Source organism: Enterococcus raffinosus (genome assembly GCF_019175485.1).
Lineage (GTDB): Bacteria > Bacillota > Bacilli > Lactobacillales > Enterococcaceae > Enterococcus_A > Enterococcus_A raffinosus.
Genome location: NZ_CP072889.1, coordinates 90,743 through 105,903 on the forward strand (window position 1 = coordinate 90,743; position 15,161 = coordinate 105,903).

General features: G+C 39.7%; 13 protein-coding genes. 9 read left to right on the forward strand and 4 right to left on the reverse strand.

Annotation, left to right across the window (positions count from 1 at the left end; genetic code table 11):
* Nucleotides 1-93 precede the first annotated feature (93 nt).
* Nucleotides 94-948, forward strand: a complete 855-nt coding sequence (locus tag J9537_RS15170) for a class F sortase (RefSeq protein ID WP_218257626.1) — start codon at nucleotides 94-96, stop codon at nucleotides 946-948.
* A 55-nt stretch (nucleotides 949-1,003) separates the two neighbouring features.
* Here J9537_RS15170 and J9537_RS15175 read toward each other — a convergent pair whose 3' ends face one another.
* Nucleotides 1,004-2,557 carry an AcpB/EbpR/MafR family transcriptional regulator gene (locus J9537_RS15175; RefSeq protein WP_218257627.1) on the reverse strand — a complete coding sequence of 518 codons (1,554 nt, stop codon included), beginning with the start codon at nucleotides 2,555-2,557 and terminating at the stop codon, nucleotides 1,004-1,006.
* 176 nt (nucleotides 2,558-2,733) lie between these two features.
* Here J9537_RS15175 and J9537_RS15180 point away from each other — a divergent pair, with 176 nt between their 5' ends.
* From J9537_RS15180 to J9537_RS15205, 6 genes are all read left to right on the forward strand, one after another.
* Nucleotides 2,734-4,107 carry a M24 family metallopeptidase gene (locus J9537_RS15180; RefSeq protein ID WP_218257628.1) on the forward strand — a complete coding sequence of 458 codons (1,374 nt, stop codon included), beginning with the start codon at nucleotides 2,734-2,736 and terminating at the stop codon, nucleotides 4,105-4,107.
* A gap of 184 nt (nucleotides 4,108-4,291) precedes the next feature.
* Nucleotides 4,292-4,921 (forward strand): TetR/AcrR family transcriptional regulator, encoded by a 630-nt coding sequence (locus J9537_RS15185; protein ID WP_218257629.1) that lies wholly within the window; start codon nucleotides 4,292-4,294, stop codon nucleotides 4,919-4,921.
* A 33-nt stretch (nucleotides 4,922-4,954) separates the two neighbouring features.
* Nucleotides 4,955-7,273, forward strand: a complete 2,319-nt coding sequence (locus tag J9537_RS15190; RefSeq protein ID WP_218257630.1) for an ABC transporter permease — start codon at nucleotides 4,955-4,957, stop codon at nucleotides 7,271-7,273.
* 5 nt (nucleotides 7,274-7,278) lie between these two features.
* Nucleotides 7,279-8,025: an ABC transporter ATP-binding protein gene (locus J9537_RS15195; protein WP_218257631.1), complete on the forward strand. Its 747-nt coding sequence runs from the start codon at nucleotides 7,279-7,281 to the stop codon at nucleotides 8,023-8,025.
* Between the two features lie 99 nt (nucleotides 8,026-8,124).
* Nucleotides 8,125-9,018, forward strand: a complete 894-nt coding sequence (locus tag J9537_RS15200; RefSeq protein ID WP_218257632.1) for a helix-turn-helix transcriptional regulator — start codon at nucleotides 8,125-8,127, stop codon at nucleotides 9,016-9,018.
* Nucleotides 9,019-9,071: 53 nt separating this feature from the next.
* Nucleotides 9,072-9,488: a DUF3788 family protein gene (locus tag J9537_RS15205; protein WP_218257633.1), complete on the forward strand. Its 417-nt coding sequence runs from the start codon at nucleotides 9,072-9,074 to the stop codon at nucleotides 9,486-9,488.
* A gap of 239 nt (nucleotides 9,489-9,727) precedes the next feature.
* On the opposite strand, the gene J9537_RS15210 is transcribed toward J9537_RS15205, so the two are convergent.
* Nucleotides 9,728-10,666: a helix-turn-helix transcriptional regulator gene (locus J9537_RS15210; RefSeq protein ID WP_218257634.1), complete on the reverse strand. Its 939-nt coding sequence runs from the start codon at nucleotides 10,664-10,666 to the stop codon at nucleotides 9,728-9,730.
* A 79-nt stretch (nucleotides 10,667-10,745) separates the two neighbouring features.
* On the opposite strand from J9537_RS15210, the gene J9537_RS15215 reads away from it, so the two are divergent.
* Together J9537_RS15215 and xerS are read left to right on the forward strand one after the other, a co-directional pair.
* Nucleotides 10,746-11,372, forward strand: coding sequence for a Type 1 glutamine amidotransferase-like domain-containing protein (locus tag J9537_RS15215; protein WP_218257635.1), 627 nt, complete (start codon nucleotides 10,746-10,748; stop codon nucleotides 11,370-11,372).
* Nucleotides 11,373-12,640: 1,268 nt separating this feature from the next.
* Entirely contained in the window at nucleotides 12,641-13,783 is a 1,143-nt protein-coding gene (gene xerS / locus J9537_RS15220) for a tyrosine recombinase XerS (RefSeq protein ID WP_218257636.1), read from the forward strand.
* A 90-nt stretch (nucleotides 13,784-13,873) separates the two neighbouring features.
* Here the strand turns inward: xerS and J9537_RS15225 are convergent, their stop codons facing one another.
* Complete coding sequence (locus J9537_RS15225; protein WP_218257637.1) at nucleotides 13,874-14,059, reverse strand: hypothetical protein; 186 nt, start codon at nucleotides 14,057-14,059, stop codon at nucleotides 13,874-13,876.
* 191 nt (nucleotides 14,060-14,250) lie between these two features.
* Entirely contained in the window at nucleotides 14,251-15,006 is a 756-nt protein-coding gene (locus J9537_RS15230) for an alpha/beta fold hydrolase (RefSeq protein ID WP_218257638.1), read from the reverse strand.
* Nucleotides 15,007-15,161: the final 155 nt, after the last annotated feature.

The following is a 15,161-nucleotide window of genomic DNA, read 5'->3' on the forward strand; positions in this document are numbered from 1 at the left end:
GTTATTTCATGAGCAGTATACAATAGAAAATCTCGTTTTTCCCTTAGTTTGTAGGTAGATAGCAGACAACCTTTGCTAAGGAGGAACGGGAAAATGAATACCTATTTAAAATTTATTGTAATCGCCGCGCTTTTTATTACAACAGGCGCTGCATCTGTGTTGGGAGATTCCACCACAAGTTCACCCAGTACGACGGATCAAACATCTGTTAAACAGTCATCAGAAAAAGAAGAGAAGAATTCTAATGTCTCAAAAGAAAAAGCAGTGGAGCCTCAAACTGAATCAAGTACATCATTGAGTCCATCTACGAATAGTACTTCATCGAGTTCAGAATCGAGTTCAGAAGAAGCTTCGGCACCTTCAAGTAATGAAGGCCAGGAAGTTGCTAGTTCAGCTGCAGAGAACACTACTACTTCTTCAAAGGAAGCCGCTGAAGCAAGCAATCGACCAGCGCCAACTGTAAATGAAGTCGAACCAACCAACGAAACGACAGCAACAGAAGAAAGTCAAAATGCAGCGACTCCGGCACCTGCCACGATTGGAGCAGATCAATTAATGATCAATGGACAAGCTATTTCTTATTCGAATGCCGGACAAGGAAGTGGACAAGCAATCATAGATGCCAATCCAAATCAAGTGGCTACTTGGGGGGGAGCCGTCGTTCAATCAGGAAATGACGGAGCGAATACGCATTTCATCGGTCATAATCCTGGAATTTTTAATGTCCTATTCTCATTAGGAACAGGAGCAACAATAGAAGTTTCAGATAGCGCGAACAATGTAACGACCTATACGGTTTCGCAAATCGTTACTGTAGATGATTCTGGGGTTGCCGGAGATGGTACTGACTACTGGGATCAAATTACGGGTTCTGGTGGCGGTGAACGAATTACCCTGCAAACCTGTATCAATGACGATTACAATCTGATTGTTTTTGCCAATAAATAATGAAAACGAGCAATCCTGCTAAAGCCATCAGCTTTATCTAGGATTGCTCGTTTTTTTATTGGTTTAGTATCCGTTGGGAAAAATAGATTTCCTTAGCGGTTTTCATTTTGATATTGCCAAGTTCTTTTAAATGTCTGCGAGCCTCTCTTTTTTGAATCGCGACAATCAGGTTCAAAAGGTTTTCACGATCAGAAGCGGAGAAGAAATTGTTTACGATCAATACGTTGTTTTTGTCGTAGCCTTTGATGGGATTGTTACTAATAATGATGTCGTATGTCGCAAAATTTTCAAAATCCTCTGGACCAGTGGAGATCACTGGTTCATTGAAGGTATCCACCGCAATGCGTTTATTGTAATTGGCGATTAAAAAGTCTTGAAGCATTTCGGCATGCTTGCGCCCCAAGTCGCTTACGACTAGGATCGTCACCTTTTGTCTTAACTTCTCTAGGTGCAGCGGCAGATGGGACCATTCCTTCATCAACAAGTAAAAGACATTGTTTAGGCGAATATCGGTCCATAATTCAGGAGATTTCTTTTCAATATCCTGTAAGTGAATCTTCACTATGGTAGAGAAGATCGGATAGACTAGTTGAATTTCGCGAGCAAATTTCTGATGCTTATCAAACAGCATCACTTGACGATAAGGATAGAAATTGTATTCAACATACCACGACATCATCTCTTGCATGATCTTTCGTTTATCATCGCGATCTAAGGGATATTCGATTGCCTGAGAGACATTCTTCAAAAAGGTATCAATTTTACTATTGATTCGCACGATTTGTTCAGGATTGTCCCAATTATAAAATTCATGGAAAACCGTGCGGCTGATTTCTCTATGCCATTTTTCTGGAAGTGTAAAGTCTGTGTCTGCAAGCAGATGCTCGGCGAAGGGGCGGCTATACTCCAAGACCTTATCGATCGTGTCCTCTTCTTCGGCATAGATACTTTCTGGCAAATAAAAGCCTTGATGCATTCGATTCAGCGTCACCATGAACAAATAGGCCGCCTCTTGAATCTCGCGGTCATCTAAGGAGACATCAAAATCAGTAGAGGTCCGCATAATGAAACAGGTGGTTTCTTCGTGATCTAAAGTAAAGGGCCACTGATTTACCCCATAGGCCTCTGTGAAATACTGCTGATAGAAGAAACGCACCCAGCGCTCATCTGGCCCAATGATTCGGAACGGGGAGCGTTCTAGCTGCAACCCACGTCGTTTCAAGAAATCTTCCAGTGCGTTGACCATTCGATAAAAGGACGCTTCACTCATGAATAGTTCATTGATCCAATAATCCGCGTCTTGATTTGATTCATACAGCATTTTTTCAACAAATTGAAATTCGTTCGATTCATGATAGATCAGTCCATAGACATTTCCAAGCTTATTTGAAGTAATATTGTTCAGACGTACCCCCTGAAATTTTGAGTACTCGATATAAATGTAGTCTCCCCAAAACTCATTGATAAAATCAATATCAGATAAAAGCGTTTTGACAGAACAATCGACTGTCTGAGCGGCTTCTTTAATATCGCACCAAGAGGGCAGCTGATCCAAAAACTCGACGAATTGAATTCGACGATACGTAGAGGAGTTAAGTAATTGTTTCATATTGACTCCTTTCGAAAATAATTTTTTATCATTATAATTTTACCGATTTTCTTCAAAAAAAGCGAGCTATTTAGCTAGATAATAGGGAAAAAGGTCAATAATAAAGAATTAATTCGAGTATTTTCTCCTTCTGGGCTATGTTATGATAGAAAAAAACGAAGGAGCGAAAAAAAAACTTGATCACATTAAAAAATATAGCGGCACCTAAATTAGATGAGAACGTTTTGCCAATTTTGTTAACAGATGAGACGATGGCCGCACGTAAAACCAATTTATTGAAAAAGATGCAGCAGGAAAATTATGATGCTGTTGTGATATACGCAGACTTAGAGCATGGAGGAAATTTTGAATATTTTACGGGCTTTGTTCCCCGCTTTGAAGAGGCCTTGCTCGTTATTCATCAAAAGGGTGAAGCCTATTTAGTTTTAGGCAATGAAAACCTGAATAAGGTCCCGTTTGCTCGGATCGAAGCAACAGCCGTTCATATGCCTCATTTCTCACTGCCAAATCAACCAATGGAAACGACTCTTAACGTGCCAGAAATTTTGAAACAAACCAGGCTTGAACAGGCGACATCTATTGGTTTGATCGGCTGGAAAAACTTCACTAGTCAAGAAGAAGAAAATACGGTACTTTATGATATGCCGTACTTTTTAGTGGATGGATTGAAGAAAGCCGCACCCGATGCGGTGTTAAAAAATGCAACATACTTGATGATCGGAGAAAACGGTCTACGTACTACGAATAACGCTAACGAAATCGCTCATTACGAATTTGGCGCGATGCTTGCTGGAAATTGTATTCTCACTGCTATGGATCAATTGACGCTTGGAAAAAGTGAGATGGAAGTGGGCGCCTACTTAAATAACTATGGGCAAACACCAAGTGTAGTGACGATTATGGCTACAGGCGCTCGTTTTGAGAAGGCGAATCTCTATCCCACTGGGAAAGTAATTCAGCTAGGTGACCGGATTTCAATGACTACCGGATATAAAGGCGGCTTGCAAAGTCGTGGAGGCTATGCGGTAAATACAAAAGAAGAGTTGCCCGAAGCTGAAAAGGACTATTTGGATCGTGTCGCAAAGCCGTACTTCAATACCGTGAAGACTTGGCTTGAAACCATCGCCACGGATTTGTTGGGGGAAGTACTATACAACAAAATTGAAGAAGTCTTGCCAAAGGATCAATACGGTTGGCATCTGAATCCGGGACATCTATGCGCGGATGAGGAATGGCTGTCTTCTCCTGTCTATCCTGCATCAACTGAGAAAATCAAAAGTGGCATGCTCTTCCAATTTGATATCATCCCTTCTGTCCCTGGCTATTCTGGCGCTAGCTGTGAGGGAGGGATTGTGTTGGCGGATGAGTGCTTGCGTAGTGACATTCAAAAAGAGTATCCAGAAATGTGGTCACGAATGCGAGAACGTCGCCGCTATTTAATAGAAGAACTAGGAATCGAAGTGAGTGAAGAGGTCTTGCCGATGAGTAACGCAACGGCATACTATCGCCCGTTTTTCTTAAACAAAGAAGCTGCCTTTACCGCAAAATAATAGGAGGCACCTACCCTCAAGGACGAGAAGTCTTTGAGGGATTTTTCATTTTCACTAAAAAATTTGAAAATTTCGAACTAATACTTAAGACTGATTTTTCAGGTATTGCATAGAAACTTTGTGATGAAACCGCTATACTTTTATTAGACAGGCAGTCGGTCACGAAAGAAATGGGATGAGAATCATGCGTGTTTCAAAGGACTCAATTATTCGAAAAAATGAAATTTTGGATGTTGCCAGTAAGCTATTTGCTGAAAAGGGCTTTGATCATACCAGTACCAGAGAAATTATTGATCAAGCCGGAATTGCCAGAGGGACGCTGTATTATCACTTCAACTCAAAGGAAGAAATTATGGATGCTTTAGTCGAACGAACGACGGCTGAATTGTTTGCTGCGGCAAAAAAAGTCGCTGCTGATCAGACGATCCCTGTTTATCAGCGCTTTGTTCAAACGGTTCTTGCTTTGCATCTAGATACTTCTAAAGAAGAGCATATGATGGATTTCGTTCACAAGCCGCAAAACGCGTTGATGCATCAGAAAATGCAGACAGCAGTGGTCTCAGAAATCACCCCCATGCTAGCAAGTATCGTAGAGGATGGGATTCAGCAGGGCATTTTTCAGACAGATTATCCATATGAAACGATGGAGATGGCTATTGTTTATGCAACCGCTGCTTTTGACGGTCAAGAACTAGTCCCAGATAGTGAAGAAATGCGGCTACAGCGCGTGTTAGGGTTCTTTTATCTTTTGGAACGAATGTTAGGTGTTGAAGAAGGGAAACTAGCAAAAGAAATGGAGGGAATGTTTGAGTAATTCGTGGAAAAAAATGAAGGAGGAACGGGTTTTATGTATGGTAGGTTAATAACAAATGACATTAAAAAAAGCAAGCTGGTGACAGCTGCGACGACGATCTTTATCGCCATTACGGCAATGCTGGTCTCGTTGGCGGCAATTTTGGTTATCAATTTAGCGGGCTCTATTGACGGGATGATGGAGCGAGCAAAAACGCCGCATTTTCTGCAGATGCATTCAGGTGCGATCAATCAAGGGAAATTAGAGACTTTTGCCCAATCTCAGCCAAACATAGACGAATGGCAAGTGTTGGATTTCTTGAATGTCGAGAATAGTGAGCTGTTCATTGCAGGAAAAGCGATGACGGACAGTGTTCAGGACAATGGTTTCTCGGTACAAAGTGAAAAATTTGATTTTCTGGTTGATACAAAGGATCGGATTGTTCAGCCAGCAGTTGGAGAGGTCTATTTACCCATTCTTTATGAGCGAGAAGGAATGGCTAAAAAAGGCGATTCAGTAGAAGTCAACGGGCACAAGCTGAAGGTCGCAGGTTTTATCCGTGATTCACAGATGAATGCCTCTCTTTCATCATCTAAACGCTTTATTGTGAATCAAAAGGACTATCAAGCACTTGAGAAACATGGCAGCATCGAATACTTGATTGAGTATCGTGTCAAGGATACGGAGAAAATTAGTGCGCTGGAAACAGCGTATCTAAAAGCCGAACTTCCAGCAAATGGACCGGCGTTGACAGATACACTTTTTCGTATGATGAACGCGTTATCTGATGGTGTGATGATTGCGGTTATTTTACTCGTCAGCTTATTGATGTTGGCAGTCGCCTTTCTATGTATTCGTTTTACGCTGCTATCAAAAATTGAAGACGATTACCCAGAGATAGGTGTCTTAAAAGCGATTGGGCTGCGAAATTCTGATGTGAAACGCTTGTATTTAGCAAAATACGCGGCGATTGGGTTGGTCGGCTGTTTCTTGGGCTATCTGCTTTCCTTTGCTTTTCGAGGGATGCTATTACAAAACATCCAGCTTTATATGGGAAAAAGCGGCAATCAAGGCTTATCGCTTTTGGTAGGACTTTTAGGAACGGGACTGATTTTCGCGGGTGTCATGCTTTATGTCAATCTAGTATTGCGACGTTTCCGAAAAATTTCTGCGGCATCGGCTATTCGCTTCGGCGCGTCACAAGACCGCGTTCGAGGGGGAAAAGGCTTCAAGCTTGCGGGCTGCACCTTTCCTAAGGTGAATGCTTTATTAGGGATCAAGGATGTTTTATCACGGAAGCGGCTTTATTTAACCCTGTTTATGGTGTTGCTGCTGTCTTCCTTCATCTTGATTTTGCCGCAAAATTTATATAGTACGGTGTCATCTGACAGCTTTTCTCGCTACATGGGCATCGGGCAATCTGATTTGCGTTTGGATATCCAGCAAACCGAGAATATTCCGAAAAAAACTGCGGAGGTTATGGATACCTTAGAAAAAGACAACCAAATAACCAAGTCAGTCGCATTGACGACGAAGGCTTTTTCGTTAATGAAAAAGGACAAGGCCGAGGATCGATTAAAAATTGAACTAGGAAACCATCGCGTCTTTCCAGTCGAATATACTGAAGGAAAAGCACCTACAAAGTCTAATGAAATCGCGTTATCAAGCGCCTTATCAGATGACATAGAAAAACCGCTGAATAGTACTTTAACGATTCAGACTTCACAGGGAAATAAAAAACTAAAGGTATGTGGCATTTATTCTGATGTGACAAATGGTGGGAAAACAGCGAAAGCGGCCTTTACTGATCGAAACGCCGCAACCATGTGGTGTACGATCAGCGCCAATGTGAAAAGTGACGTGACACCGAGCCAAATGGCAAAAAAATACAGTACAAAATTCAGCTATGCCAAGGTTTCAGATATCAAGCATTATATGCAACAGACCTATGGATCGACTATCCAAACAGTTGCTACTGCCGCAAAAGTAGCGGCGATTGTCGCGTTACTCATTACCGCTTTGATCGTATTATTATTTGTCAAAATGCTGTTGGCAAAAGATCGTCATGAACTGGCGGTTCTAAAAGCACTAGGCTTTACAAACCGAGATATTCGCCAACAATACTTCATGCGTTCCTTACTGATTGTTATTTTGGGAACCGTTGTTGGAACACTTCTAGCAAGTACGTTAGGTGGACAAGTGGCAGGAGTCGCGATGTCTATGATGGGTGTCAGCACCTTCCGCTTTTCAATCAATCCGCTAGTCAGTTTTGTTCTCTGTCCAGTGGGCATGCTGTTAGTCACACTACTTGCTACAACACTAGCGACAGCTTCATTACAAAAAATAAAAATCAGCGATAATATAAAGGAATGATGACGATGAAAAAAATGATAGTTGGTACAAATATCGAAAAGTCTTTTGGACAAGAAAAGGTTCTGAGAAATGTTTCAGTGGAAATTGAAGCGGGAGAATTTGTCTCGATCATGGGACCTTCAGGCTCAGGGAAAACTACTTTAATGTTTGCCCTAAGCGGTATGGACGAAATAGATGGAGGCAGTGTTCAGTTTGATGGCAAGGAATTGGTAACGCTCTCAGAAAATGCCTTAGCGGATCTGAGAAGAAAGCAAATGGGTTTTGTTTTTCAACAGCCTACCTTATTAAAGAATTTGAATGTATTGGATAATATCGTGCTGCCTGCTCAAAAAGGCAATGAAAAACAAGCCGGTAATTTAATGAAAAAAGGGCAAACATTGATGGAAAAGATGGGAATCGCTGGTCTTGAGCAGCGGGACATTACACAAGTTTCTGGCGGACAGCTGCAGCGAGCAGGAATTTGTCGGGCACTTATGGGTGATCCGCAGATTATTTTCGGAGACGAACCTACAGGGGCGTTGAATTCCAAGTCCGCCCAAGAAATCATGACACTCCTGTCGGAAATCAACCAGCAGGGAACCGCGATTTGTTTGGTAACCCATGACGCCAAGGTCGCTGCTCAAACACAGCGTGTGCTCTTTATGAGTGACGGTCAGATCGTCAGCGAAGTGCAATTTTTCCCAGAGGATGACTTGAATTTAGAGGAGAAAATGGTTCAAGTGACAGAGAAAATGCGGGAAATTGAGATTTAATTAGTGATTAACAGAAGTGAGCTGGGAAGTGTTGTCATATCCCAGTTCGCTTTTTGCTTGTTTTTCATGCTAAGCTAGAGGAGAAGAGGAGGGCGGAAAATGATTGAAAGCAGATTATTGCAGATTCTTTTTATCCTATTAGAAAAGGGCTCCATCACTGCACCAGAGTTGGCGAAAATGTTTGAAGTCTCCCCTCGAACGATTTATCGCGACATCGATGCGTTGAGTGCGGCGGGTGTTCCTGTATATGCGGTTAGAGGAAAAGGCGGCGGCATCTTCATTCAGGAAAATTATGTTCTGGATAAGCAGCTAGTTTCTGACGATGAACAAAGAGAAATTTTGCTTGCCCTCCAAAATCTCATGCTCACTAACGGAACAACGACGAGTCCGTTGGCTTCGAAGCTCAGCAGACTTTTCAAGAAAGAGCCGATAGATTGGCTGGAAATTGATTTTTCAGATTGGAGCGGTCAACGTACGCACCTTTTCGAAGAGCTTCAGCGGGCCATTCTTGCGAAACAAGTCATTCAAATCAGCTACCTCAGCAGCAAAAGCCAGTACACCCAACGAGAACTTGAACCCTTAAAACTCGTTTTTCGCGAGAAAGCCTGGTATCTTTACGCTTTTTGCCGCTTAAGAGGAGAATGCCGCTTATTTAAAATTACTAGAATTCGGGAGTTAAGACGACTATCTGATACTTTTGTGCGTGAGATTCCTAAAAAGGTCTTCTCAGAAAAACAAACGCCGCCAGAAAAAATCGTTGAACTGACGCTGTTATTTGACCCTTCTGCGGCGTATCGTGTACAAGAAGAATTTGAAAATATTACCCAAAGAGAAGACGGTACATTAATGGTAACGATTCTTTTTTCCGATGATGAGTCAACCATGAACTATCTTTTCTCATTTGGTGATCATTTAGAGATTCTAGACCCGCCAGAATATCGTAAAAAAATGGCGGATCGCATTGAAAAACTGCTAAACAAATACAGAACTTGACACGCCCTTACAAGTTTTACTTGATACACTAAAACAAAAAGGAGACGGTATCAATGAAGCCCATACTAAAAGACAAAGAAGAATTTCCCACCATCGAAAATTTAGCGAACCATTTATCTGAGAAAGATTTACTGCTGTATCAACAGCTGCTAGAAGCGCTCCATGGGCATTCGTATCAAGAAGATTGGAACTATTACAATGACGGCCACAATTGGCTAAGTAAAATCCTATTCAAAAAGAAAAATCTTGGTTGGATTTCCATTTGGGAGACCGGTATAAAAGTGACTGTTTATTTTGGTGAAAGGGTTTGGCCGCAGCTTGTCGCTAACGAATTATTCAGCAAGCTCGAAGCCAATGAGGCATCAATTCAGAAATCAGGCAAATTAAACGCTGTGCTGATTCCGATTCAAGACGAAGAAAGCTTGCAAGTAACCGTTGCGCTGATTAACTTAAAAAAGACGATAAAGTAGGATAATGGAAGATTTGTGTGGGGGAATAAAAACATTTCGCATGGAAAGAAATTTTCAAACGCAAATGAATGTTACTATGCATTTGAATAGACCGACTTGCTTTTGAAAGCTTGTCGGTCTATTAGTGTTTTTTCAGAAGAGCCTTCATTTGACTCGGACTTCCTCTTTCTCTGCATAAAGTATTGTTATCATCATAAATACTAAAACGAGTTTTCTTAGTTCAAAACAGATATAAAAGGTTACGACTTGTACCTGCTTAATAGTTTTTCGATCAACTTCGTATATTCTTGCCTTAGTATTTCTGGTTCTAGTATTTCCGCATGTTCACCAAAGCCGAGAAAATAATTGGTTAAAAAAGGAAGCTCATTATTATTAAACTCTCCCACAAGAAAAATATCATTTTCTTTAGCTTCGAGTCTCATATTTGGAAATGAATTTCTTAAGAAGTATTCTTTTCCCTTACCAGATAAGCGCACCCTAAAAGGGATATCTCGGTATTCCTTTTCCTGTGTAGTTAAGATTTTTTCCGTTTCTTCTTCAGAGAGAGGGGACGGATAATCCAATTCTATTTCAATATCCTCTATATAGTCGCAGCGATAGGTTCTCTTTTCTTTTTTTTCTATATCTATGGCGATGCAATACCAATAGCCATCCATTAAAGTTAGGCAAATAGGCAAAATTCGCTTAACTTTTTTTGTATAGCGAGTATATAAAATTTTGAGGGGTTCCTTTTTTAAAATGCTGGCAAACAATGCTTCTAAATTTTTCGTGGTTTCAATTTGATGTATGCCCATATAATGTACAGAATCAGTTGCCTGGGCTATCCGCTTTTGTTTCTCAGCACTGAAAGTGTTAAATAGTTTTCTTTGGATAGTGGAATACTCGCTGCCAAACGGTGATCCAGATAACAAGCCTAAAAGCTGCATTGAAAAAAACACACTAAAAATTTCTGCCTCTGTAAAATAAATTGGCGGCAATAGTGAAGAGGGAAGGACTTTGTATCCACCGTATCTTCCATTTTTGACATACATCGGTACACCTAAACGCTCCAGTTCAGCTAAATCTCTTAATGCTGTACTTCTAGAAATCTGAAATTCGCTCATTATATCAGTTAGGTTGAATTCTTTATGACTATTTACGAAAAAAAGTTCTTGCTGAATACGTTCTGATTTTTTCATATAGACTCCTTTATAAGTGTCATAAACTGACACCTTTGAATCGTATACTTAGTTTATCATATTGAGAGGGAGTTTTATTATGGCACAGAGTAAATTATTTTTAGTATCGTCATTTGCGGATGTTTCCGATGAATTGATACCTTTTATGACCGAATTACAGGGAAAAACAGTTACTTTCATTCCTACAGCAAGTAAGGTTGAAAAAGTAAAGTTTTATGTGGATGCAGGGAAGAAGGCTTTGGAAAAAAAGGGGTTAATCGTTGATGAATTGGATATTTCTGTTGAGCAAAGAGATATTGTGGAGCAAAAGTTAAGAGAAAATGATTTTATTTATGTTTCTGGTGGAAATAGCTTCTATTTGATGCAGGAGCTAAAAAAAAGCGGAGCTGACATCATTATTAAAAGGGAGATAGCAAATGGCAAGCTCTATATTGGAGAATCTGCTGGCGCAATCATTTTGTCTAAAACAATTCAGTATATCCAAAATATGGATTCTCCAGAGAAAGCGCCAGAATTGGCTTCTTATGATGGACTAGGTGTTGTAAATTTTTATACGTTGCCACACGACAATGAGATTCCTTTTAAAGAGATCAGCAAAGAGATTAATGATAACTATAGAAACGAATTAACTATCTGTCCGATACGTAACAATGAAGCAATTCTAGTAAAAGGAAATAGCAAAAAAGTCGTAAATGTAAAGAAGTAGTTTTTTCATCGTAAAAGGTCTAGTTTATTATGAACATATCCTAAAGTTGATGTATTCCAACTAATTTCTGATCCGTTAGTTTTTATTCAAGTAAGTTTAAATGAGAATCCTTTTTTTGAATGCCGAACATAATTAATAAATTAATCACTTCAAAAATGAATGTAAGAATTATGTAGAGCCTAGCAATCGGACGTCATCCAATGTCCGATTGCTTTTTTATGTTCAATCAAGTGGTAAGAAGACATTTTATGGTTTGAGAATAATGTTAGTTTTTCTCAAACCATAAAAGAGGAAATGCGAAAGAGCTGATTAAGCTAGGATTTTGATAAGAATCAACTGATGAGACATTTTTTGTTTTTAATTAGTAGCAAAGAAATTTTTTATAGAAAAATTTTGTCATTAATTTTTAGAGCACGAATCATTTTTTATTTTATAGAAGAAACGATTATGAGCGTAGCAATCAAATGAATAATGATCAGTTGAAGCAATCTGAAACGAGTTCAGATGATTCGTTGTACGATCATGTGCACCAGTTGATCACAGAACGACGATTGACAATGAATTAGCCCCAAACTAGGTCAATAAGACATGAGAATTGAGTTTGAGAAAAACTGATGAGCCATTCATATTCATTTAATTGCTTTTGAATGAAACGAAGTATCAGTTCAGAGAATCAAACACGACTTTAGCTGATCTTATGGCTGAAGGACATGGTATTAGAATAAATTATGTTTTCGTAACAATATCTATTTTCCCGAAAGCATAAAAATTATTGCACCAGGATTCGTAAAATATGGCTGATTTGAGCTTTTTTAGCATCATTTTACTATTTAACACATTTTTATTATGATTCGATTTTAAGCACGTTCATGCTAAATTAAGCTCAAATGAAATCATGAATAATTGATAAAACATCTTTGATGTGTCGATATTTCCTTTAAAATCAATCTACTTAAGCCTAAATCAATTTAGAAAATGATCTAATTTAAATAAGATAAAGTTTTGGATTGTATTTGGTTTGCTGGAATAAATTTTGAGAACTCCTCTCCTGCCATTCGGTTATTGTTATTTTATGATTGCTTCTCTATATCTTACGCTTTACAAAAAGAACCATTTTTCAGTAATTTATAAACTTCTTTCTATAGCTATCCTCTCGTATTATTATCGCATATAGGTTATTTTATGTTTGACAAATTGGTATATACCAGTTATAGTATAGTTAGAGGTCGAGTTCCCTCTCCTACTATAAAATGAAAGGACTGAATCGAATGAGTCGAGAATTATTGAGAGAACGCTACGAAAAAGAATTCGAAAAGCTGCCGGACTTTATCCAAAAGTACCTCTTATATTTGGAAGCTATTCCCCGCTCAACGAATACGTTGTACGAGTATTCAAAGGAATATCGTAGATTTCTAAGTTGGCTCTCTTCCGAGCAAATCATTCGTGTAAATGATATTTCTGAGATTCGCTTGGAAGATTTTGAACGGTTAAACAAAGATAAAATTGTGTTGTACAAGTCCTTTTTAAATCAATCCCCTAAACGGACATTTGAAGGAAAATCAGAGACGGACGTTTCTCAAGCCCCCTTGAGTGAAAGAAATACCCATCGATTAAAGGTTACGGTGCAACGAAGTATTACCGCCCTTCGTTCCCTCTTTAAATATTTATCAAATGAAGAAATTGAGGAGTTTGATGAACAAACGGGACAATATATCATCCGTCCCATGCTGCGAAGAAATATTATGATTAATATCGAAAATGGCGGCGTTGATGCCTCTGATGCGGTGCGAAAGGATAAAATTGAGAAAATGCTCTATCTTGATTCCGATGCGATTGATTTTGTCGAGTATGTCTATGCTGGATATGGGAATACGCTGACTTCACGCCAAGCCAAGACTGCTTATGAAAAAAATCGTATCCGAGATACGGCGATTTTGGCTTTGTTTCTTGGATCAGGCATACGTTTATCTGAGCTGGTGAATACAAATGTTAGCGATTTGAACTATGAGGGCTTGTATATTCAAGTTCAACGCAAAGGTGACACAATGGACCATGCGATGATCTCTCCTATCTTTATTGATTACATTCAGGAATATGTCGATCAAAGAAAGAGTTTGTATAACGCGGATGATTCCATCCCTGCTCTTTTTCTAACCAAGCACAAAAATGTCGCCAAACGAATGGAAGGCGGCTCGATTGAAAAGATGATCGACAAATATTCTACCGCTTTCGGAAAGCGAACGACCCCTCACAAGCTGCGCCACAGCGTCGGCACCATGGCCTTCAGAAAGACGAAGAACCTTAAAACAGTCAGTGAAATCCTAGGCCAGCGAGGCACCTCAGCCACAGAAATCTATACTCACATCGTCAAAAAAGAGAAACGATCAGTTATTGATGATTTGTGGACGTAATAAGAATTTGAAAATACGAAAAGCCGCTGAAGTGACAACAACACGTTCATTTCAGCGGCCTTTTTTAAATTTCAAAATATTTTCTTTAGTTTATTGATTTATGTCAGCAGTGCCAATACTTTGACGGTTTTGCTCTGACAATGTCTCCAGCTGACAATGTATACTTTTCAGCAATTCTTCCATTTGATTGACTGTTTGGATTGTTTCCTCGATTTGTGAAGTTGACGGTTGAACGCCCTTCAATTGCCCCGTTGTTTCTGTACTAGTTTCTGCCAAAGTACCATTCCTCCTCATGAATCTGCTGTATCTCAGTATAAATGAGAATTGGAGCAATAAACCAAAATTTGTCGTATACGGAAAAAAATTGCGTATACGACGAATTTTGATTTTTTTTGAATTCTCCTGTTCCTAAGGAAAACGGAAGAAAAGCGAGTTGTAAATGCTTCTATTCAGACTTTGCCTCTTCGTCAACTATTTTCTGAAATAAATTTTCGGATTGTCTCTGCCACTTCTTCTGCATTGGTTCCAATGGCTGGGTGCCCGGGATTTTCAAATAACTTGAATTGACCATGAGGGACTTCATTCACAATCGCCTGGTACTCCTCCGCGATATTCTTACGAATCAAGCCATCTTTCTCGGTTCCGGTTAGCAGTATCGGGCAATCTAGAGAACTTAAAGATTTAAAAAATAAAGGTTTCTTTGATTCGATTAAACGCAGTATCGAATCCGTGTCTTTTTCTACAACGGTCCGCCAATCCTCTCCAATAAACCATTCATAGATTTGAGAAGTTTCAGGATCATTTGCTACTGTGGAACGCTCAGCCACTAGTTCTTCGCCAAAACCTTCATGCAAGCTTCGTCCATCAAAGCTGTCAGCAGTTACTGTAGCAACTAGATCAGGTCGAAGTAATGCGACATTGACCGCCACCCATGCGCCACCGCTGGTTCCTACCAGGTGAACTTTTCCGAGCTTTAAGTGTTCCAATAAGGCTACTGTCTGGTATGCTTCATCTTTCCAAAGTTCAGTGGGAAAAACTTCTCTTCGATCCGATTGACCATAGCCTAAAAAATCGATCAAAATGATTTGAAAACTTGCGTATAAAGGTAACAGCTGCGTGAATAATTTTGAAGACGAGGTATTTCCGTGGAGCAACAAAAGCGGGTGCCCTTCCCCAACGATCTCGTAATACACTTTTTTATCCTCATAATTGAAGAAGCTCATGTAAATCCCTCCTATCCATTTTCTTATAAGTATAGCAAAAAAGAACCGCTTTCATTTCCCTGACAGAGCTGCAGCCGAATAAATGAGTTCATTCGACGTTTCTTATCATGGAGAAAGCGATTCACATGGTTGTTCTTTGTGGCTGTGAAGAAACC